The following is a 21310-nucleotide window of genomic DNA, read 5'->3' as shown; positions in this document are numbered from 1 at the left end:
CATATAATCTTCCTCGGCCTCACAACCAGACCAAAACGATCACCCAAACATTATGACCAATCGCCGAACCTTCTTAAAGTCCAGCCTCGCAGCCGCTGTCGTGGCGGGAACCGCACACAGTCAGGAGACAGGAAGCGTGCCCGAAACCAAAGCACCGATGCCGCGCAAAGGCCGCATTCGCCAGTCCGTCTCGCGTTGGTGTTACAAGAACATCCCGCTGGACCAACTCGCCCAGGCCTCAGCGCAGATGGGCCTCAAAGGTGTCGACCTGCTCGAAGTCGATGAGTGGGAGGTCCCGCGCCGTTACGGGCTTATCTGCACCATGGGCTACGCGGGCGGTGGAACCATTCCGGACGCGCTGAATCGCACTGAGAATCACGATGCCATCGAAGCGGCCTTCCGCAAGAACATTCCTCTTGCCGCGAAGGCCGGCGTGCCCAACGTCATCACCTTCTCCGGCAACCGGAAGGGTATGGCTGACGACGAAGGAGCTCGCAACTGCGTCATCGGCCTCAACCGCCTGAAGAAGATCGCCGAAGACAACGGCGTCAACATCTGCATGGAGTTGCTCAACAGCAAGCATGACCACCACGACTACATGTGCGACCACACCGCGTGGGGCGTGCGCGTTGTGAGTGAGGTAAATTCGCCCCGCGTGAAGCTGCTCTACGACATCTACCACATGCAGATCATGGAAGGTGATCTCATCGCGACGATCCGCGAGAACATCCAGTGGCTCGGCCACTTCCACACAGGAGGCGTTCCTGGCCGCCACGAGCTTGACAACACGCAGGAAGTCCAGTGGGACGGCGTGATGCGCGGCATTGCGGCTCTGAACTTCAGCGGTTATGTAGCGCACGAGTTCGTTCCAACACGCGATCCGCTCACTTCACTTCGAGAAGCGGTCGACCTTTGCGACGTTTAGTGGCGGCGATTGCTTGTGCGAGAAGCAACTTCATTACTACCTGCTTCGTCCAGGATGAACACAATGCCGATTCGAGTGAGAATACATGCGTCGCGGATTCTGAGAACTTCGATATTCTGCCTGTTGACCATTGTCTGCGCAGGGCGAGCTATGAGCGAAACGACGATTGAAGGCCGCAACGGTATTTCCCTGCCTGCACCGCCTCCGACTGCGACCGAGACGGTGACCGACACTCTGCATGGCGTCGAGATTACCGATCCGTATCGCTGGCTGGAGGACTCGAAGAGTCCGCAGACGCGGGCGTGGATCGAGGCGCAGATGAAGTACACCGAAGACTATCTGTCGCAGGTAAAGACTCGTCCGCAGATTGTTGAGGAGCTGACCAAACTGCAGCGCGTCGATGCTTACTCAGTTCCGCGGGAATACGGCGGCAAAATCTTCTTCGAAAAGCGGCTCGCGGATGAAAACCAGTATTCGGTTTACGTGCGCGATGGCTGGAGTGGCTCGGATGTGCGCCTCATCGACGCGACCAAGCTCAGCGCGGACCAGAACACCTCTGTCACCATCAACGACATCTCGAGTGACGGCAAGCTCCTGGTCTACGGCATACGCCAGGGCGGAGCGGATGAGGAGTCGGTCCATGTCCTGAACGTTGACACCAGGCAGGAACTGGCGGACGTGCTGCCGAGTGAGCGCTACTTTGGCATCAGCCTCAGTCCCGACAAGAAGGGTCTGTACTACGCTCGTTTCTCGCATGCGGGCACGACGGTTCATTATCACAAATTCGGCACGCCTGTTGCGGATGACGCCATGATCTTCGGCAAGGAGTATCGCGGCGAGACGCTGGGCGAACTGCAGCTGATCGGCGTTGGCGTCACGGACAACGGACACTACCTCATCATTCGCATCGGCCACGGCGTTCCGGCTACGCGGGAAGACCTTCTGGTGAAGGATCTGCGCAAGCCGGACAGCGAGATCGTTCCGCTGGTCTATGGCCTTGAGGCGCGCACTTCCGCAGTCAACATTGGCGACCGCTTCTTTCTTTCGACCGATTACAAGGCTGCGAACAAGCGGGTCGTCGAGGCGAAGCCTGGAGAGTCGTCGGACTCGTGGAAGACCATCATCCCGGAAGGCAAGGACGTAATCGATGGATTCAACATCGTCGGCGGAAAGCTCTTTGTCCGGCGGCTGCATGATGTGAAGACGGAGACCTCGATCTATTCGCTTGACGGCAAATCGATCGGGCAGGTCGCGTACCCGGGCATCGGGACTGGCTCTGACGTGATCGGTCGGCCTGAGCAGACGAGCGGGTTTTATGTCTTCCAGTCCTTCATTCTTCCTCCGACTATCTATCGTTACGACACGAAGAGTGGCAAGGCCGATGTCTTCTTCCAGGCGAAGGTTCCGTTTGATGCTTCGCAGTACGAAATCAAGCAGGTTTTCTACACCTCCAGGGACGGCACGCGCGTTCCGATGTTCATTGCCGGCAAGAAGGGCCTGAAACAGGACGGAAGCGCGCGCCTGTTGATGACCGGTTACGGCGGCTTCCAGGTGGCGGAATTGCCTAACTGGAATCCGGCGCATGCCTGGTGGCTGGAGCAGGGGGGATATTTTGCTGTGCCGAACCTGCGCGGCGGCAATGAGTATGGCGAGCCGTGGCACCAGGCGGCGATGTTCGAAAAGAAGCAGAACGTCTTCGATGACTGGTTTGCGGCTGCCGAATACCTGATCCAGAACCACTACACAACGACGGAGCGTCTGGCCATTAGCGGCCGGTCGAACGGCGGCTTGCTCATGGGCGCCGCGATGACGCAGCGGCCGGACCTGTTCGGCGCGATCTGGTGCGGCTATCCGCTACTCGATATGCTGCGTTACCAGAACTTCCTGATCGGGCGCTTCTGGACGACGGAATATGGCAGCGCGGACAACGACAAGGACTTCCCTTACCTGCTCAAATACTCTCCTTACCAGAACGTAAAGCCGGGAACGAAGTATCCGGCGATCATGTTCTTTACCGGCGACAGCGATACGAGGGTGGATCCGCTGCATGCCCGCAAGATGACGGCGCGGGTGCAGGCAGCGAACGGAGATGACCGTCCGATTCTGCTGCACTACAGCCTGAAGGCAGGGCACAGCTCGGGTGTTTCGCTGACGCAGCTGGTGGATGATGAGGCAGATGAGCTGGCGTTTCTCTGGAACGAAACGGCTGCTCCATAGACCGGGATCCCCCTCCCCCTCTACTCCTTTCCGCTCTCTTTGTTTTCAAGCACTTAGCGGGGGATCATCCCCCGCTATCCCGATGATTTCATTGAGCTTAAGTCGTTTCTAGTGTTTTCAATAGCTTAGCGAGCCATCTGGCTCGTAGTGAATTACAAAACGGCATCCGCAGCTATGAACTTCAGCGCGATCTAAAACTCACTCAGAAGTCGACAGGGTTCATCTTGCATCGCATCCGTTCGAAACGCCCCTAGATGTGCGTTTCCCCTTCTTTTGCGCCTCAATACGCGCATCGATCTCAATCTTTGACACCTTCAGAAGGTCTCGCATGGCTCGAGTAAACTTCGCAAAATCTTGCGTGCCAGGAGGCGTTTTCATAACAATTTACAGATTATTTTCTTTACGTCTTGAAGCTTATTTTGCGCAAATGTCAGATGTCCAGGTTGAAGATTCATTACTTCATAACGCGCATCTCTACTGATATTGTAGAGGTCTTGATAGTCATTGTAGATAGATGAGATTGCGCCATCTTTGAGGATCGCCGCGGCCCTCGCACCGTGCGAAGAAAAACTACGGCCTGACTTTGCAAAATAAGCTTGTACGTAATGCACGGCAGCGTAGAACGTAGCCGTTATTGCCCATTCAACACCGGAAACAGATGACGGAAGAGTTTGTGCGAATTTCTCATTCTCAATTGCCTTCTGTTCGTGTTCGTCCTTTGTGAAGAGCAAAGAGATCGCGTCCTATCGTGCAAATACTAGTTTGCTTCCCGGATCGGAAATAATCTCCTTTGCATTTCTCCCAAGACTAGGAATGATATTGAACTCAAACTCCATGCCATCGAAAACATGGATCAACTCCTTTTCTTGGGCGTAAATCTTTCGGTAAACGGATTCGTCGCGATCGGCAACAACTGTCCAGACGCGCAAGCTCTTCCCCTCCAAGTGAGTGAACAGTGCTTGGACTTCTGGGATACTGTTGCCGATCCTGAATGCCACGCTATACCGTACATCGAGCAGCGCCGGGGTAGTTTCCATAACGGTCTCCGCTTTGTTGGAGGAGTTGGACAAGAACACTTCCGGATCGCGCCCCGACTGAGTGGTAATGCTTTGGGGGGCCTGTGGAGCGAACTCGTATGTTTCGGGCATTTATTGCTTCCTTTTCAAACCTTCGGGAACGTCAGCAGATAAGGCGTTGGTGGCCTGCACTAGATATATAGGGTCGCCATTCTGGTCGAACATATCAAGGCGAATGAACTTAAGTACTACCGCCTTAAACTTGATTTTGGTGCCATCGTGAAGAATGTAGGTATTGAATGTTTCGCCGCCCTCGGTTTGGAATTCAATCTCCTCACCGGGAACCTGCTGCCCATTAACGGGATACATCTTCTTCAATGGTTTGACCGCCTTACCTTTTATTCTTCGGGCAAAATCCCTATCCCTTCACACTTTGAAGCGGAATCTTCCCAGTTCCGAAAGGATGCCACGCCAATGCCCATTTTGACAACAAGCTTGCATTGAGTGGTGCGTAAAGTCCTGTCAATGTGTCATTTAAGGCGCTATAATTCGCGGCACCATGGATCAAGATCAGACTCAGGCACTGTCCGCAGTTGCTGGATTGCTTCTCGAAATGACGGCACGTCAAATGGCGATATTCTCACTCCTAAAAGAGCAAGGCATAAGCGAAGAGAAAATTACTCAGGCAACGGCACAGGCTCGGCAATATCTTGGAAAACATGGCAACTTGACCACGATTCGCTCTCGAATGAGCGCAAGCTATCTAGAAGCATTTGAGAGAACAATCCAAGGAATTTTATTCCCTCGGTAATAGACTCTTGTTCCTGCCTGTCACCTGTAAACTATTCTCCCATTTATTGTCGGGTGTGACGTCATAGTCATTGCCCTTAGCTGCGGATCCTCTTTCTTTAGACTTCTTCTGCACAAATGAAAAAGCCCGCCATCGGTTGGCGGGCTTTCTTTTTCCTTCAATTTCTATTCTAGCATTTTTCCCCATAATTCCCTGCAGGCTTGCACGCGGAATAAGTGCCATAGTTTCAATAATTTAATGGGGTGTTCCACAACCGGAGGGCTTGACAACATTTTGGGACTACGAAACGGAAGGGCGCTAGTCTTCTTCACCGAGAAGATTGCTCACCCGCACGATGGTATCGATCTGTTCCTGAGTGAGTCGCGACAACAGGTTCCGCCGAACTGAGGCCGCGTGTATCGGGCGGGCAGCTTCCAGTTTTTCTCTGCCGAGTTTGGTAAGCGCAACAAGGACAGTTTTCCCGTCAGTACGGCGGCGCTCTATGAGCCCTCGTTCCTGCATTCGCGTCAGCTGATGCGAGAGACGACTCTTATCCCAGGCCATCATGCTGGCCAGCGTTTGTTGCCGCATTTCACCTTTGCCAAGGGCAGCGAGACGAGACAGTACACCAAACTCAGGACCTGAAAGTCCGGTCGCCTGCGCGATGTCCCGGCCAACGCGGGCCAGCACATCTTCGTGCATAAGCCTGAAGGCATGCCAGACACGAAGTTCCTGTGGGGATAGCGGTTTTATCGTCATGTCAGTGCAAGCGTATCAATCTAAGGTTGACATGACAACCGTAGGTTATTTAGGGTGGTTGATATGTCAACCGCTACAAGCGTGGTTTCGCGCGCGAGTGAAGTCAAATGCGACCACGATCTGCACGCCTTCCTCTGCGGACTGGAGGCCGATTCGTCTCTCTTCGAGCCCGAACAACTGCGGGAGCGCCTGATCGCGCTGGACGATCTTGATGCCGGATTTGGAGGCTTCGATTCCGAGAATTCGACGAGGTGTGCGGATTCACGAATTCATCAGCGTGCAAAGGCAATCCGGACACGACTCGAAGCCGCCAATGCAGACCTCTACCAGAGTGTGCGCTCTGATGTTGTTCGCGACGGTCAACCGCGCACGCTTCTTCAGTGGCTACAGGATGCAGCAAGCCAGAACAAATCAAAAAGCCCATTGCCTGGCTTGGGGTTTGACTGCCGAGACGAGTTGGTGAGCGGAGTTCTCCAGCTGCGCGAACCGAGCGAACCGAATCTTCAGCGATCACCGGAGATGGCGCCCTATCAGCCGACGCCCGTGCGCCATATTCTCCACCTGATAGCGGCCACCGCGCTTGCGGAAGATGACGTCTTTGTCGATCTCGGATCGGGATTGGGACACGTGCCGCTTCTTGTGTCCATGGTGACTGGAGCCGAGAGCCTTGGTATTGAGGTGCAGGCGGCCTATATCGCCAGCGCGCGGGAGTGCGCTCAAAGCCTCCACCTGAGCCGCGTCCGGTTTATCCCGCAGGACGCGCGCGAGGCAGATCTCTCCAGCGGCACCGTGTTCTATCTGTATTCGCCTTTCAACGGCTCGATCTTGACCGACGTGCTGAGCGCGCTGCGAATGGAGAGTAGGCGCAGGTCTATCAAAATTTGTTCGCTCGGCCCCTGCACCCGCACAGTTGCGAACGAGGCATGGCTGAAGGCGAGCGCACTGCCCGATACGGGGCGCATTACCGTCTTCGACTCACAATGAGCACATCATCTAAGTCACCTGCTGGAAAAACTGGATGGGCCAGGATAAGGAACGGCCTCGGACTCCTCGGCACATAGAAGCCATAGTGAAGAGCCGCGCGAAACGCGGTTTACGTTCGTCTGATAGACTGCACCTGACTTCTCGGGCTTGATTTCTATTCAGGCATCCTGCTGGGTCGGATGTAGGACGTAAGCCACACACATCTAATCAAGAAAACATCGCCACGGTTCTCGTCGAGGTGTTCATCATGATCGAATCTTCTGATTTTCGGAATACGAGAATGCCGCTCCACAACGGTGTCGGCTATATTCCTGTGCTCGGGTTTGGCACCCTGATTCCCGATGCAGCCGAGACGATAACAGCAACCAGAAATGCACTGGAAGCGGGATTTCGACACTTCGATTGTGCGGAAAGATACCGGAACGAGCGTGAGGTGGGCGAGGCCTTGCATGCGGGACTTGCTGGTGGAGGGATTGCGCGGGAAGACCTCTTTGTCACCACAAAGTTGTGGAACTCTAATCATCGGCCCGAGCGCGTCGAACCGGCTTTCGAGGGGAGTCTGGACAGACTCCAGCTCAATTATCTGGACCTCTATCTCATTCATACGCCATTTGCGTTTCAACCGGGGGACGAGCAGGATCCGCGGGATCAAAATGGCAATGTCCTTTACGACAACGGCGTAACTTTGTTCGAAACGTGGGGAGCGTTGGAGCGTCTCGTAGACCATGGGAAATGCCGGGCCATCGGACTGTCGGACATCGGCTTGAACGAACTGTTGCCGCTCTACGAATCGGCGAGAATCAAGCCAGCCGTCGTCCAAGTCGAGTCGCATCCGTACCTTCCGGAAACGGATCTTCTGGAATTCTGCAAGAAACACGGCATTGTGCTTTTGGCCTTCGCGCCATTGGGTCATGGAATGAAGCCGGGGCTGCTCGAAAATCCGATCATTTTGGCAATTGCTGCACGAGTTGGAAAGACACCGGCGCAGGTACTGTTGGCCTGGGCGGTGCAACGTGGCACGGCTTTGCTTACCACGCCCAGGAGTGCGGCGCGGGCGAGAGAGAATTTCAACATCTCCGCCCTTCCGGAAGACGCACTTGAAGAGATCCATGGCATTCAGACGAGACAGAGACTCAATGACGTGGTGAAGACCGGAAGCCCGGGTTTCATTCCACAAGGTAGATGATCAGGAACCGAAACCGCGCCTGGAGGTAGTCCATGGAAGAGGAACAAATACGTGAAGCCTTGAACGCGCATTGGCAGGCGTCGGCAGCCGGCGATGCAAACGCGGAACACGATATTTACGCTGACGATGCCATTTGTGATTATCCCCAGTCAGGTGAGCGAATCCACGGGCGAAGCAATTTGCAGGCATTGCGGAGTCATCATCCAGGCAAGCCGTCAGGCTTCACAGTCAAGCGAATTCTCGGAAAAGGGGATCTCTGGATCACGGAATACACAATCACATACCAGGGGCGACCAGCGTTCACAGTAAGCATTATGGAGTTCCGCAACGGCAAGGTCGTACACGAGACACAGTATTTCTCTGATCCCTTCGAGGCGCCGGCCTGGAGGAGTCAATGGGTTGAGCGGATCGGGTGAGGCCGCTTTGAGGCGGGAGCGATGAAGGTCTGCGACAGCGCAATTGGCCAGATCTGATTCAACTGACAGTTCCTTCTGCGTGATGTGATCTGTGTCGAGAATGCCTATCTCCACAATCCGCAGGTCGCACTGGTGCGCCGCAACATGATAAAAAACAACTTGTTGAGGAGTTCATGAAAGCTTTGGTGAAGAGCCGCGCGGAGCGCGGATTATGGCTGGAAGAGATTGCAGAACCGACGATCGGCATCAATGATGTACTGATCCGCGTGCGCTATACGGGGATCTGCGGGACAGATGTTCATATCTATCAATGGGACGAGTGGGCACAGAAGACGATTCCGGTGCCGATGGCCATTGGGCATGAGTTTGTTGGAGAGATTGTTGAGGTTGGGTCGAACGTAAACGACTTCTACCCGGGCGATATTGTGAGCGGCGAGGGGCATGTTACATGCGGACGCTGCCGCAATTGCCTGGCGGGTAGACGGCATCTTTGCGCGGCTACATCCGGCGTTGGCGTGAATCGGCCTGGGGCGTTCGCTGAATTGATCGCGCTGCCAATGACCAATATCTGGCGGCATGATCATGGCATCCATCAGGAAGTTGCGGCGATCTTCGATCCCTTTGGCAACGCAGTGCACACCGCTCTTTCGTTTCCGGTACTGGGCGAGGATGTCTTGATTACCGGCGCCGGGCCGATTGGCATTATGGCGATTCCGGTGGTTCGGCATGCAGGCGCGCGCCATGTTGTGGTTACGGACATCAATCCTTTCCGCCTGGAACTAGCGCGCAAGATGGGCGCGACCCTTGCCGTGAACACGCAGCAAACACCGCTCGCAGAGGTGCAGAAACAGCTCGGCATGCGGGAAGGGTTTGATGTGGGGCTGGAGATGTCGGGGAATCCTGTAGCCATGCAGGAGATGATTGCGAATATGAGCCATGGTGCGAAGATTGCCATGCTCGGGATTCCGGCGAAGCCGATGTCGGTCGACTGGCGCGCGGTGATCTTCAACATGCTGACCATTAAAGGTATCTATGGGCGGGAGATGTATGAGACCTGGTACAAGATGACGGTCATGATCGAGTCGGGGGTAGATATTTCACCGGTGATTACTCATCGTTATGGATATCAGGATTTTCAGGCGGGATTTGACGCGATGATTTCGGGGCAAACGGGCAAGGTCATTCTGGATTGGACGCACGTTTCCTAGTTTGTCTTCAGCGATGGAAGAGCCGTAGATAGAGGCCATGCTGCCGAGTGTATAGCTATTCGGCAACATGGCGCTCGTCTACGTCTGCTTACTGGGTTTCTAGTGCTTGCTGACCATGTCCATGACGTCTTTGCGCAGATCCATCCGGCTGGCTTCGCGGGTGTAGAACATGTGGCCGCCGGGATATTCGTGGACAGAGACGCGGGTCGGGTCGGAGCCCATCTCCGGCATCTGGTCTACGGTCAGGATCGAACCCATGAAGGGGCAGGAGAGATCGTTCCAGCCGTGGGCGATGAGAACGCGCATCTTGGGGTCGGCGGCAACGGACTGGCGCAGGTCTTCGACGGAACCTTTGCGGAGTTCCGCGTCGCGATCCCAGAGGCGGCCTACGTCATAGGAGAGCGCGTTGTAGCGGGCGTCGACCTTCCAGCCTACGGTACGGGTGTCGAAATCGACCATCGCAGTCGTGGTGGGAGCGATGAGCGTCTCAAGCAGCGGATCATTGAAGCGCTGCTCGGAGGAGTAGGGGAAGGGGTCGTAGGAGGTCACGTTGGAATCGTAGACGGAGCCGATCTTTCCTTGTTCGCGGTGGACTTCACGCAGGTAGGCTCCGATCTCAAGACGGCCCCCGGCATATTTCACGAACTGCGGATCGAGGCCGGTCATTTCCGTAACGCGCTTGACGATGCGCTGGGTGGCTTCGGGGTCAGTGTGGCCCTTGAAGAGGTCGGTTGCATAGTCGCCGAGGGTGTAGGCGATGACCTGCTGCATGGCTTCGGGAGTGAGCTTGTGCTGGCGCTCAAGGCTCGCTGCCGTGATTGAAGGCAGGGTAACCATCCAGGGAATCGGCGAGAGGTCGCCGTTCTGCTCGATGGTTGGATTCAGATAGGGCGAGACCAGAACCACGCCGTTCATGGCAACGCCAAGCTGCGACTGCAGATAGTGCGTGATGCGCGGGCCGCGGAAGCCGCCGTAGCTTTCACCGACGAGGTATTTGCGGGAGCTGAGGCGGTTGTTCTTGACGAGCCAGTCGTAGACGACGCGTGAAAGGTACTCGATGTCGGGCTCTGTGCTGTAGAAGAGCTTCTTTGCTTCGGCTTCAGGGACTTCGGACCGGCTGAATCCAGTGCCGATGGGGTCGATGAAGACGAGGTCGGTGAAGTCGAGCCAGGTGCCGGGATTGTCGACCAGCGTAGCGGGATCAGAGGGGCTGTCGCCCTCGTTGCCGACACCCTCAAGATGCTTGGGCCCGATCGCGCCGAAGTTGAGGTAGACCGACGCTGCTCCGGGACCGCCGTTGAAGGCGAAGGTGACGGGGCGATTGGGGCCTTCGACGGTGTAGGCGGTGAAGACGACCTGTCCGGCTTCCTTACCATCCTTGTCACGCGTGGGCAGAGTACCGACGGTCGCGGTGTAGCGGAGCGTTTTGCCATTCAGCTGAATGCTCTGCTCGGCGTGGGCGTCGGGCGGGAGTGGCGGCTGAGCTTTTTCTTTGTCGGTTTTGTCGGATTTTTCAGGGGATGCGGCTGCCGGTTTGTCGGCTGGCTTGCTGTTGTCCTGCGCCTGGATTTGAAGCGTGGGGATGAGGCAGATTGCAGCGAGGGCGGCTGCAAGTCGGAGTTTCAAAAAGGTCATGTGGATACGATACATGGGGATTTGAGTTTCCTGCCGTGATGCCTTGGATGGGTTTTTTTCGGCTGGGTGGATCGAGTGCTTTCCCACCCTTTCGCAAATGCGCGAAAGGATGGGGCACCCTTTTTTCGTGCTGGTGCGTAGAAAAAGCAGATCCTTCCGCTTCACTATGTTCAGCGTCAGGATGACAGCCTTTGTGGGCGTGGCTCGCTACTGCTTGGTATCGAGCGGGTGCTGGGCTTTCTCGAAGAACTCGTTCTGCAGTTGCAGGCTGGTGTCATCGGCTTTGATGGCGCGGAGCGCATTGGCGAGGTCGCTGACGTAGGCTTTCATGTCAGCCTGGCCCAGTTCCAGCGTAGCGGCGCTGCCATCTCCGGCATAGTGCTCGGGAAAGCGCGCATACCACCAGATACCGGTGTAGACGTTCGGCGGCAGATGTTCGCGGGCCTGATCGGCGCCCGATTCCTGAGTAGCGCGGTCCTGATGAACAAGGTCGGGACGCGAGACCATGGTGTGCGCGGTTTCTGATTCACCGGCGTGCATGTCGATTTTGGAGTGCATTGCGGGACGGCCCGGATAGTCGGCATGCCAGCGGTAGACGTAGACGACGTAGTCATGCGGATTTTGTAACTGCGATTGCGCGAAATACGGCAGCAGGCTTTCATTGCCGCCGTGACCGTTGACGATCACGATCTTCCTGCACCCGTTGCGGCCCATTTCATCGGTGGTTTCCTGCAGGAGATCGAGCTGCATGCGCGTGCTGTAAGAGACTGTACCGGGCTCATGTTCAGCTTCGGCAATCTGGCCGAAGTAATATGCGGGGAAGATAACGGCGTACTCATCGGCTGCGGCGTGTTCGGTGGCGTAGCGAACATTGATGAGGTCAGTACCCAAAGGCAGTTGCGGACCGTGTTTCTCGATGATGCCGAAAGGGAGCATGCAGACGCCCTTCGCCTGCTGGATGGCGGTGATGAAATCGGGGCCAGTAAGCTCTTCCCATTTGGGCGAGAACTTGCCCGTTGTCTGGGCAAGACTTGCGATGGATGTGGCGGCGAGCAGGCCGAGTGATAGAAATCCAATCTTCAAAGTAGTCACTCCTGACGGTTGTGCTGCGAAAAGCTCATGATACAGCCTCAAAAGACACCAGATTTTCACCTTTATTGACGGCGCTTTTGGGCAATCGGCCGAATCTAAGGTAGAAATCGATACAGGAAGGAGTCTGAACCATGCCGCAAACACTGGAAGACCTTGAGAAGCTGAAGCATGCTCCGGCTGTGCCAGGAGTGGAAGACCTTTTTCTGCGCCGCTGGAGTCCGCGCGCGTTTGCCGATAAGGACGTGTCGAACGACGATCTGAAGAAGATATTCGAAGCAGCTCGTTGGGCAGCTTCGTCGTACAACGAGCAGCCCTGGCGCTTTTTTCTTGGCCGACGCGGCGATGCGACTTACCAGAAGATTTTCGATGCGCTGGTCGAATTCAATCAAGGATGGGCGAAGAGCGCTCCGGTGCTGATCCTTTCGGTTGCCAGTAATAAGTTCGCGCAGAATGGCAGTCCGAACAAATATTCGATTCATGACACAGGCGCGGCCACGGCGAATCTTGCACTACAGGCCACGGCGCTTGGACTGCACACGCATTCGATGGCGGGATTCGATCACAGCAAGGCGAGAAAGCTCTTCAACGTTTCAGAGGATTACGACATCGGGGCGGTAACGGCGTTGGGATATCTCGGCGATCCGATGACGCTGCACGATCAAATACGCGCGCAGGAGACGTCGCCACGACAGAGAATGCCTCTGGGCGAGTTTGTTCTGACGGATTGGGACAAGCCCGCGCTGTAGATCCGGCCAACCTGAGCGGGGCGATGAATCCGCGCAGCATTGACTCATCGCTCATCGTTCAGATTCTTTCCTTCGGCTTCGCTCAGGACAGGCTCTCCCGATGGTCGTCAGAATGAGGACTTTGTTTTGTTGTCTTTACCTACTGCACTTCTGCGTCGAAGGTTCCGGTTTCGACCGTGTTTGCGTGCTTCATCTGCACGAAGATGCGGTAGTTGCCGGGTGTCGGGAAGCCATAGGGAAAGCTGACGGTGCTTGGAACTGGCTGCGAGGCGTTGCCGCTCATGCCCATTCCCGGCATGTCATTCATGCTGTTCCCGCTGGTCCCGTTCTGCGCTTGCGCCATCATGAGCGCAGCCATCGCCACCGTTCCCGATGGATGAATGTGAGCGAAGACGGTACCGTCTGTCTTTACAAATGCAGCGTGGCCAACCATACCCATGTATAGGCCCATATCTTTTGCCGGTTGGCCGTTGGCGTCGAGCAGAGTGAAGGTGAAGTCTTCGGGGGCCTTTGCGGTCAGGGTGGCTGGGCGTTTCCAGACCATGGTGTAGCCGTCCGGCAGCTTATCGCTGGTGTTGGTTTGGGTTCCTCGTCCGGTGGAGGTAACGACAGGGGCTGTGCCTTCGGCGTCGTCTCCGATGAGTTCGCGTCCATGGGTGAAGGGCAAGGTAATGGTTGTGACCAGCGTCTCGGGGAAACCGTTGGCGTGGACGACATCGGCGTAGAGGCGGTAGGTTCCGGCGGGCATTTCCGGCAGCGTGAGGTGGAAATCGCCTGAGCCAACCTGATCGGGGTGCAGATGGAAGACGACATCCATTGCCGGCCAGCGGATAGCGTAGAGGTGCATGATGTGGTTGTGGTCGAGAACGAAGTCGTCAAGCTTGCGCGCGCGGAGCCAACCGGGATCGACCATTTTGAGATCGAGGATATTGCCCGGCTGCACGGTAGCGTTCATCTGCAATGGCTTGTAGATATAGGAAGAGTAGTCGGTTGCTTCTGCGTTCCACCACTTGTTGCCGAGAATGACGCCAACCACCAGAATGACGAATGCAACCGTCATGGCTACAAATGCGCGTCGACGATTGGCCGGGGGCGCTGTTTTTCCGGGAGGAATCTGCGCGTCGCGCGCGGCGGCTCCGATGATTCCGACCATTCCCAGGAGAAGAATGACGCCGAGCACCGCGAGCATGAAACCCATGCCGCTCTGCATTTTGCGTGTGCCGATGGCTGTCGCCGGAACAGGAATAGAAATCACGCCCTCGCCCTTGCTACCCGTGGCAACGAAACGGACCTGCCACGAGCCGGTGGCCATGATCCAAAGATGACCGGTGAAGAACTGCGCGTCGTTCGACGGCTTGGTCATGTTGTCCGGGACAGGCGGATGCCTTGAGGCGTCGCCGGTGAGGAGCATCGGCGTGATGGTGATGTTGTCGACACCGGGAGTGCTGGAACGGACTTCAATCTCAGCGACGCCGGGTATGACGAGGGGCGGCCGAATGACGACGAAGAGCTTGTAGGGTCCGGCATCACCTTCGGCGTAGACATCCGGGCTGCCGACGTGGGCGCTTGCGGGCAAAGCAGAAAGCAGAAGAAGAAAACAGACGAACCAGCGCGGCACCTTCAAATTGGGCATCAACGCTGCACCTTTCGCATCCACTTGCCGAGCGCGAGGCCAAGCCAGGTGCTGATTGAGGCATAGAGTATCGCGAAGGCAAGGCCCTTCCAAAGGACGAGACCGTGTTCGGGGTTGAGGAAGACGCGCCTGGCTGCGTACGACCACGATGGCGTGCCGTAATCGAGGTAAGCAGCGCCGAAGAAGCGATTGTCAGCGGCTTTGGTCATGAGAAAGCTGGCGAAGGGCCATTCGGCGGCGACGAGGGTGAGGACGAAGATCGGGCCTGCTACGAGCGCGATGAGCCAGGACTTCCACTCTCGAGTTTTATCGAGCAGCATGTCCATGAAGAAGGCTGGGACGATCAGCAGCATGGGGAAAAGCGGCGGAATGAATTGATGGACGGGCTGATAGACCGGGCCCAGCTTTGGTTCAGCGGGAAACAGCGGCAGGATCAGGATGAGTCCTATGAGAAAGAGCGAGTAAAAAGCTGTGGAGACGGTCGCGGCCCAGCGATGGCGCGAGCACTCCCAGAGCATGGCGAAATAGGTGGGCACTCCGATGGCGACGGAGATATAGGCTCCGGTGGTGTGCAGCTTGATGTCCCATGTGTATTCCATGCGGAAGAACATGGTGAGCACCATCATCAATCCGCCGAGGTAGAGCAGCAGCCACTGCAGCTTTTTGAAGAGTGTGCCGTCGGCGCGGTTCATCGCGGCGGTGATCAGGAAATAGGTGCCGAAGTCGATGGCGAAAATGCCGAGCATCAGCAACGTGTGCGGGGGACTTACGATTTTTACATCGAGCCCGTAGGCGTTGTGCCACCAGTTGTCGAAGGGCGCGGAGGCGAGCATCGCGATTCCTCCCCATGCCGCGAGGAATGCGCCCAACGGCGCGCGGAAGCCGAAGACGCTCACCGAGGAGGCAAGCAGTTCCGGAACACGGCGGAACGTTGTGTTGAGGATCAGGTAACCACAGGCGATGCCGGCGAGGACGCCGCAAGCGTAGATGGCAAGGTGCGCCGGCGTCCAGAAGGTGTCGCGGCCGATGGAGCGGTGCCAGGAAACATCCCAGTGCGCGCCGATGGTGACGGAAGTGACGGCCATAGCCGCGCACCACAAGTACCAGGGGATGTTGCTTTTCTCTGCCTGGTAAACCGCCGGATTTGCGGTGGCCATGCGAGTTTCCTCCACGGATGTGCTGGGCTCAGGATACGACAGGAGGCGTGGATTTTCTGTCAAATTGGCGTCTAGTGGGCGGATGTCATCTTGACAATACTGAACTAAACCGTTCAGTATTGTCGATGTAGAAGAAGGTTTCCATGATTCGTGCTGACAACCTGGTGAAAACGTTCGGCGAGTTTACTGCCGTAGACGGTATTTCCTTTGACGTGAAGCAGGGGGAGATTTTTGCCTTTCTCGGGCCGAATGGCGCGGGGAAAACGACCACCATCAAGATGCTCACGACATTGCTGAAGCCGACGAGCGGGACGATCGAGTTGGACGGCCTGAATCCCACGCTGAAGCGGAACGAGGCAAGGCGGCGCTTCGGCATTGTCTTTCAGGATCCGAGCCTCGATAACGAGCAGACGGCTTACGAGAATATGGAACTGCACGCCGTTCTCTATAACGTACCGCGAAAAGTTCGAGCCGAGCGGATTGAGAATCTGCTGAAAGTATTTGAGCTGTGGGACCGGAAAGACGATTACGTCAAGCAATTCTCGGGCGGCATGAAGCGGCGGCTGGAGATCGCGCGCGGCTTTCTGCACACGCCGAAGATTCTGTTTCTCGATGAGCCGACGCTCGGGCTCGATCCCCAGAGTCGCAACCAGCTCTGGACCATTGTGAAGCGTTTGAATGAAACGGAGAAGACAACGGTTTTCCTCACTACGCATTACATGGATGAGGCGGACCGCGTGGCGCATCGCATTGCGATTATCGATCACGGCAAGTTGATCGCGCAGGGGACTTCGGCAGAATTGAAGATCAGCACGAACAGCGATTCGCTGGAAGGCGCGTTTTTGTCGCTGACCGGTGAGTCTCTGCGTGATGAGAGTGCGAGTTCCGCAGAGGGCATGCGCCAGATGGCTAAGATGTGGAGGAGATAAACGATGAGCGCGATTTATATTCTCTGGCTGCGTGAGCTGAAGCGCTACATACGTTCGCGTGTGCAGATCATCGCTTCGCTCGGGCAGCCGATGCTGTATCTGCTGGCTCTGGGTTTTGGGCTTGGTCCGGTATTTCAACGCGCGGGCAACGGCAGTTATGTGCAGTTCATCGCTCCCGGTGTTATCGGGATGTCGATTTTGTTCATGTGCATCTTTTCCGGCATTTCGATTCTTTGGGACCGTCAGTTCGGCTTTCTCAAGGAGACACTCGTAGCTCCGGTGTCGCGCATGCAAATCATGCTAGGCCGCACGTTGGGGTCTGCTACGGTTGCGACATTCCAAGGCATATTGGTGCTCATCGTTTGCCTGATTGCCGGATTTCGTCCTCACAGCTGGGCTGCTTTGCCGCAGGCATTCATTTTCATGGCGATGGTGGCAATCACTTTTGCGTCGCTGGGGACAGCTTTTGGGTCGGTGATTAAGGACATGCAGGGTTTTCCCATTATCATGAATTTCATGGTGCTGCCTATGTTTTTTCTCTCCGGCGCCCTGTATCCACTTGCGCATCTGCCGGCTGTACTCACTGCAATCACGCATATCGATCCCTTGACGTATGGCATTGACGGCTTACGCGGGTCTTTGATTGGCGCATGGCACTTCAGCTTTGCGCTTGATCTGGCTGTGATGGTGACGATTGCGACTGCATTTATGAGTCTGGGCGCGTATCTGTTTTCGAAGATTCAGCTATAAGAAATGGCACGACCACGAAGTATCGCTGCACATCGCAAGGTTTTGGAAGCTGCGCTCAACCTGTTTGCAGAACGCGGGATCGATGCAACGAGCATGGATGCAATTGCCGAAACATCCGGCGTGAGCAAGGCGACGATCTACAAGCATTGGCGCGACAAAGACAAGCTGTGTCTTGAGGTACTGGGTTATCTGCATGGAGTGGACGAGGAGGCGCCTGTCTTCGACTCAGGTGACCTGCGCGCGGATTTGATTGCGCAATTGAATTACCAGCCGGCCGCTCATAGGAAGGAAATGAAAGAGCGCTTACTGCCGCATCTGATGGCGTATTCGGCGAAGAATCGAACGTTTGGCGAGCAGTGGCGCGCGCGCGTGCTGGAGAGGCCGCGCGCGCAATTGCGCGATATGCTGAAGCGCGGCATCCAATACGGCAAACTGGCTAAGTCACTTGATCCCGAAGTTGGGATCGCCCTGCTGATTGGACCGATGCTTTATCGGCATGTTTTTGTAAACCGCTTTGGGGGGAAGATTCCCGCTGATCTTGCGGCGTATGCGGCGGATGCATTCCTGGCTGCCTATGGCGTGAAGACGAAGAAGCGGCACAAAAGGGCGCGGGCTTGCATTGATCTTTTTTGACGACCGAAAGCAGGCGGAATCTCAACGATGCCTGCTGAAGAGGCATCGTTGAGATTCTTCGCTGCGCTCAGAGTGACGGCTTCTGTGCTGATGGAAGCGCGCTATTGGACCAGTTACTGGACTTGGCCCATGTAGACGCCAAAGGGCGGCAACTGGACGTTGTCGAGGGACGAAGGATCGCTCGATCCCGGAGTTTTCATCAGTGTCTTTGCTTGCTTGCTGGTGATGCCCTGTGCTGAAAGATCGAAGCTGACCTTCTGCGGCTGCGCAGTGAAGTTGCAAGCAACAACCACTGCGGGTTCGCCCGGAGCCTGACGCAACCATGACAGGACGTTGGCGTCGCTGGTGTTGAGCATGATGTTCCTCCCGTCGCGCAGCGCCGGCGTCGAGCGGCGGATTTCGATGAACTGCTTGTACCAGTTCAGCATGGAGTCGAAGTCCGTGACCTGAGCCTTCACGTTGACGGTCTTGTAGCTGGGCGGAATCGGAAGCCAGGGCTGTACGTTTGCTGCAGTGAAGCCTGCGTTGGGGCCGTCGTCCCATTGCATGGGTGTGCGCTCTCCGTCGCGGCCTTTGTCTTTAGGCCAGCCCGTGATGCCTACGGGATCCTTTACATCTTCTTTACGTGTTGGCGGTGTGGTAACCATGCCGATTTCATCGCCGTAATAGAAGAGGGCCGTGCCGCGCGTAGCGAAAAGGATGGTGGCGATGACGCGGCCGATGTCCTGGTTGTGCGTTCCGTCGCCGTAGCGGTCCCAGCGTGGATTGTCGTGGTTGTCGAAGACGATCATCGGCTCGTTGCCGTTGACGTCGTTCTGCACCTCATTGATGCGCTGCCGGAAGAGGTTTACGTCGAGCTTGTTGATGAATCCGATCTGCATGTCCATCGGTAGCTGCAACTCGTCGTTGTTTGCGCCGTACATTTTCTTCAGGTCGTTGATGCTCTTAAGGTATGTCTCACCGATGAGCACGACGTCGCGGCCTTTATAACTGTCTGCGACCTTGCGCAAGTCGCGCAGGACGTCGTTTACCTGGGGCAGGTTATTCGTCATGGCGTCGTCGAGCTTCACATCGCCGTAGTTGTTGATTTCGGGGTTGCCGTTAGCGTCTTTGACCACGGCGTCGTCGCGCCATTGCGGATCTTCGAAGAGCGTGGTGATGGCGTCGAGGCGGAATCCGGCGACGCCGCGGTTGATCCAGAAGCGCTCTACGTCATACATGGCCTTGCGCACCTGCGGATTGGTCCAGTTCAGGTCTGGCTGTTGGATGTAGAACTTGTGGTAGTAATATTGGCCGGTTTTCTGGTCGTACTCCCATGCCGAGTGTCCGAAGTCGGACTGCCAGTTGTTGGGCGGCTGCCCGGGGCCTTTGCCGTCACGCCAGACGTACCAATCGCGCTTGGGATTCGTTTTTGAGCTGCGCGACTCGATGAACCAGGGGTGTTTGTCAGAAGTGTGGTTGAGCACCAGGTCCATGATGATGCGGATGTTGCGCTTCCTCGCTTCAGCGACGAGGTTGTCGAAGTCTTTGAGTGTGCCGTACTGCGGATCAATTGCCTCGTAGTTGGAGATGTCGTAGCCGAAATCGACCTGCGGCGAGGGATAGATGGGAGAGAGCCAGATAGCATCGACACCGAGAACCTTGAGATAGTCGAGGCGCGAAGTGATGCCGTTCAGATCTCCGATGCCGTCGTTGTTGGAGTCCTGGAAACTGCGTGGATAGATTTCATAAATTACCGCACCTTTCCACCACGGTTGCACAGGCGGTGCGCTCGAAGTCTGCGCCCAAAGACTGCTAGTGAGTGCCAGGACAACTACTGCGCAAATATGTTTTGTCCAGATGCGCTTCATGAATGTCTCTCCTTCCAGAAACGGTATGGGTGCACGGCAAATGGTTCTGACTGCCGGCGGTTATTCTTCGTCAGAGAAGCTAACAGATTAGGTGTTTTCCGCGTAGTAGGCGCAGTCTTATTTGTCTGGGTTGTGGCTGTCGTGCGCGTCGCTCTGATTCTTGTCTTTATCCTTGTGATGGAAATCAAGGCCGAATTTTGGCTCCGAGCGCGTACCGCTGACTTTGATTGGGACTTCTGTGCCAGCGCCATTCTTGGAGAAGAATGGGTCGACCGGTTTCAGCAGAAGCGATTTAAATCCGGTGGTAAGTTGTGACGCCTTGGCCTTCATTCGCGCCGTGCCTGAAAAATCGAACTGGTCGCCGCTAAGTGTATACACGCCGTTCAAGGCAATGTCGGCTCCGGGGACGTCGTATTGCAGGCTGCTGAATGTCAGCTTGCTGTCGCCGAGTTCGAACTGCCCTTTCATCTGCGACTCGATGGCATCGGGATTCTGTTTATCGATAGTCTTCGCCTCTTTTGCGCGGTTCTGGCTGCGCAGACTGAGTTCGTCCACTTTCGCCTGTATCTTATCGTTGGAAAAAGTAGCGTCTGTGATCTCGAAGCTGCCTTTCAGGCGCAGCTTTTGCGCGACGGAGACTTGACCGGGAGGCAGGATGAGTTTTGTCTTAAGTCTCAATCCTCCGCTCATGATTGCAGGCTGGCTTTTCACTCCCAGAGTCAGCAAGTCTTCAATGCGCGCCGGACCTACGGTCACATCAAGCGTGATATTGTGGCCGCCCTGCGGAGCGCGAACGACATCGCCTGTAGCTAGAATGTGGGAGTGCAGAAGCTGCGCATCAACCGGCTGCAGATAGGTGTCGCCATTGGTGCCGTCGACGATGGCGTGGAATTTTGTGTGGAGCGGCATGGGATGATTGCCGGAATCAATGCTGAAGTTGAGCGTGTCGGTCTCGCCATCGACGTAGATGTGATTCAGCTCGCCCTGATACTTGCCGGTTGAAGAGAGCATGCCGCCGATGCCTTTGATGGTGTTGAGATCGGCGTGGCTGAAGTTGTATTCGCCGCGTACCGGGGAATCGCCAGGGCTGTGCTCATTGAATGGGCCAAAATATCCGGAGGAATCAATGTCGCCGATGGGCTTGGGATTGATGAGCGTCGCGTGAAACTTCATCGGCTCGCCAGCGCCGACGGAATCGAGCGTCAGGTGGCTGATTTCGAAGTCCAAGGGAAATTTGCCGGGCTTGTTGGTTTCGAGCACCAGCGCAGCGTCTTCAATCTGCATCTCGCGAACGAAGATTTTCATGTTGCTGACGCCGTTCTGGTTGCTCAGCTTTGGCATGTTCTGCCGCTCGTCTTTTGGCGGCATGTGAATCTGCATGCCC

General features: G+C 56.0%; 21 protein-coding genes. 11 read left to right on the top strand and 10 right to left on the bottom strand.

What is annotated here, in order from left to right; genetic code table 11:
• Window positions 1-136: 136 nt before the first annotated feature.
• Window positions 137-925, top strand: a complete 789-nt coding sequence (locus H7849_RS23020) for a hydroxypyruvate isomerase family protein (RefSeq protein ID WP_251106431.1) — start codon at window positions 137-139, stop codon at window positions 923-925.
• Window positions 926-1075: 150 nt separating this feature from the next.
• Window positions 1076-3142 carry a prolyl oligopeptidase family serine peptidase gene (locus H7849_RS23015; protein WP_251106430.1) on the top strand — a complete coding sequence of 689 codons (2067 nt, stop codon included), beginning with the start codon at window positions 1076-1078 and terminating at the stop codon, window positions 3140-3142.
• A gap of 374 nt (window positions 3143-3516) precedes the next feature.
• Here the strand turns inward: H7849_RS23015 and H7849_RS23010 are convergent, their stop codons facing one another.
• Genes H7849_RS23010 through H7849_RS23000 form a run of 3 tightly spaced genes read right to left on the bottom strand, consistent with a single transcriptional unit; the run spans window position 3517 to window position 4527 of the window.
• A complete protein-coding gene (locus H7849_RS23010) occupies window positions 3517-3873 on the bottom strand; it encodes a hypothetical protein (RefSeq protein WP_186742825.1) in 357 nt (118 codons plus the stop codon).
• A gap of 12 nt (window positions 3874-3885) precedes the next feature.
• A complete protein-coding gene (locus H7849_RS23005) occupies window positions 3886-4290 on the bottom strand; it encodes a hypothetical protein (RefSeq protein WP_186742824.1) in 405 nt (134 codons plus the stop codon).
• The gene (locus H7849_RS23000; RefSeq protein WP_186742823.1) at window positions 4291-4527 is read right to left on the bottom strand and encodes a hypothetical protein; all 237 of its coding nucleotides are present in this window, start codon (window positions 4525-4527) and stop codon (window positions 4291-4293) included.
• Window positions 4528-4717: 190 nt separating this feature from the next.
• Between H7849_RS23000 and H7849_RS22995 the strand changes: the two genes are divergently transcribed.
• Window positions 4718-4969, top strand: a complete 252-nt coding sequence (locus H7849_RS22995; RefSeq protein WP_186742822.1) for a hypothetical protein — start codon at window positions 4718-4720, stop codon at window positions 4967-4969.
• A 297-nt stretch (window positions 4970-5266) separates the two neighbouring features.
• On the opposite strand, the gene H7849_RS22990 is transcribed toward H7849_RS22995, so the two are convergent.
• Window positions 5267-5707: a MarR family winged helix-turn-helix transcriptional regulator gene (locus H7849_RS22990; protein WP_186742821.1), complete on the bottom strand. Its 441-nt coding sequence runs from the start codon at window positions 5705-5707 to the stop codon at window positions 5267-5269.
• A 63-nt stretch (window positions 5708-5770) separates the two neighbouring features.
• Here H7849_RS22990 and H7849_RS22985 point away from each other — a divergent pair, with 63 nt between their 5' ends.
• From H7849_RS22985 to tdh, 4 genes are all read left to right on the top strand, one after another.
• On the top strand, window positions 5771-6691 hold the full coding sequence (locus tag H7849_RS22985) for a class I SAM-dependent methyltransferase (RefSeq protein WP_186742820.1): 921 nt from the start codon (window positions 5771-5773) through the stop codon (window positions 6689-6691).
• Between the two features lie 247 nt (window positions 6692-6938).
• Window positions 6939-7877 (top strand): aldo/keto reductase, encoded by a 939-nt coding sequence (locus H7849_RS22980; RefSeq protein ID WP_186742819.1) that lies wholly within the window; start codon window positions 6939-6941, stop codon window positions 7875-7877.
• Window positions 7878-7909: 32 nt separating this feature from the next.
• Window positions 7910-8293: a nuclear transport factor 2 family protein gene (locus H7849_RS22975; protein ID WP_186742818.1), complete on the top strand. Its 384-nt coding sequence runs from the start codon at window positions 7910-7912 to the stop codon at window positions 8291-8293.
• A gap of 173 nt (window positions 8294-8466) precedes the next feature.
• Entirely contained in the window at window positions 8467-9501 is a 1035-nt protein-coding gene (gene tdh, locus H7849_RS22970) for an L-threonine 3-dehydrogenase (protein WP_186742817.1), read from the top strand.
• 99 nt (window positions 9502-9600) lie between these two features.
• Here tdh and H7849_RS22965 read toward each other — a convergent pair whose 3' ends face one another.
• On the bottom strand, window positions 9601-11151 hold the full coding sequence (locus tag H7849_RS22965; protein ID WP_222439726.1) for a S10 family peptidase: 1551 nt from the start codon (window positions 11149-11151) through the stop codon (window positions 9601-9603).
• Between the two features lie 192 nt (window positions 11152-11343).
• Window positions 11344-12228, bottom strand: coding sequence for a creatininase family protein (locus H7849_RS22960; protein ID WP_251106429.1), 885 nt, complete (start codon window positions 12226-12228; stop codon window positions 11344-11346).
• A 131-nt stretch (window positions 12229-12359) separates the two neighbouring features.
• Between H7849_RS22960 and H7849_RS22955 the strand changes: the two genes are divergently transcribed.
• Window positions 12360-12974 (top strand): nitroreductase family protein, encoded by a 615-nt coding sequence (locus H7849_RS22955; RefSeq protein WP_186742816.1) that lies wholly within the window; start codon window positions 12360-12362, stop codon window positions 12972-12974.
• Window positions 12975-13113: 139 nt separating this feature from the next.
• Here the strand turns inward: H7849_RS22955 and H7849_RS22950 are convergent, their stop codons facing one another.
• Together H7849_RS22950 and H7849_RS22945 are read right to left on the bottom strand one after the other, a co-directional pair.
• Entirely contained in the window at window positions 13114-14607 is a 1494-nt protein-coding gene (locus H7849_RS22950) for a DUF8832 domain-containing protein (protein WP_186742815.1), read from the bottom strand.
• A complete protein-coding gene (locus H7849_RS22945) occupies window positions 14607-15764 on the bottom strand; it encodes a hypothetical protein (RefSeq protein WP_186742814.1) in 1158 nt (385 codons plus the stop codon). Before H7849_RS22945 ends, H7849_RS22950 begins: the two co-directional genes overlap by 1 nt.
• Window positions 15765-15907: 143 nt before the next feature.
• On the opposite strand from H7849_RS22945, the gene H7849_RS22940 reads away from it, so the two are divergent.
• The 3 genes from H7849_RS22940 to H7849_RS22930 are packed head-to-tail and all read left to right on the top strand — an operon-like array spanning window position 15908 to window position 18076.
• On the top strand, window positions 15908-16693 hold the full coding sequence (locus tag H7849_RS22940; protein ID WP_186742813.1) for an ABC transporter ATP-binding protein: 786 nt from the start codon (window positions 15908-15910) through the stop codon (window positions 16691-16693).
• A gap of 3 nt (window positions 16694-16696) precedes the next feature.
• Window positions 16697-17443 (top strand): ABC transporter permease, encoded by a 747-nt coding sequence (locus tag H7849_RS22935; RefSeq protein WP_186742812.1) that lies wholly within the window; start codon window positions 16697-16699, stop codon window positions 17441-17443.
• Window positions 17444-17446: 3 nt separating this feature from the next.
• Window positions 17447-18076, top strand: a complete 630-nt coding sequence (locus H7849_RS22930) for a TetR/AcrR family transcriptional regulator (protein ID WP_186742811.1) — start codon at window positions 17447-17449, stop codon at window positions 18074-18076.
• A gap of 113 nt (window positions 18077-18189) precedes the next feature.
• Here H7849_RS22930 and H7849_RS22925 read toward each other — a convergent pair whose 3' ends face one another.
• Both H7849_RS22925 and H7849_RS22920 read right to left on the bottom strand, forming a co-directional pair.
• Window positions 18190-19926: a glycoside hydrolase family 13 protein gene (locus tag H7849_RS22925; RefSeq protein WP_186742810.1), complete on the bottom strand. Its 1737-nt coding sequence runs from the start codon at window positions 19924-19926 to the stop codon at window positions 18190-18192.
• Window positions 19927-20043: 117 nt separating this feature from the next.
• Window positions 20044-21294: a translocation/assembly module TamB domain-containing protein gene (locus H7849_RS22920; protein WP_251106428.1), complete on the bottom strand. Its 1251-nt coding sequence runs from the start codon at window positions 21292-21294 to the stop codon at window positions 20044-20046.
• Window positions 21295-21310 lie beyond the last annotated feature (16 nt).

The sequence above is a fragment of the Alloacidobacterium dinghuense genome (genome assembly GCF_014274465.1).
Classification (GTDB): Bacteria; Acidobacteriota; Terriglobia; order Terriglobales; family Acidobacteriaceae; genus Alloacidobacterium; species Alloacidobacterium dinghuense.
Note: the sequence above shows the minus strand (reverse complement) of the source record. Positions and strands in the feature narration are given on the sequence as shown.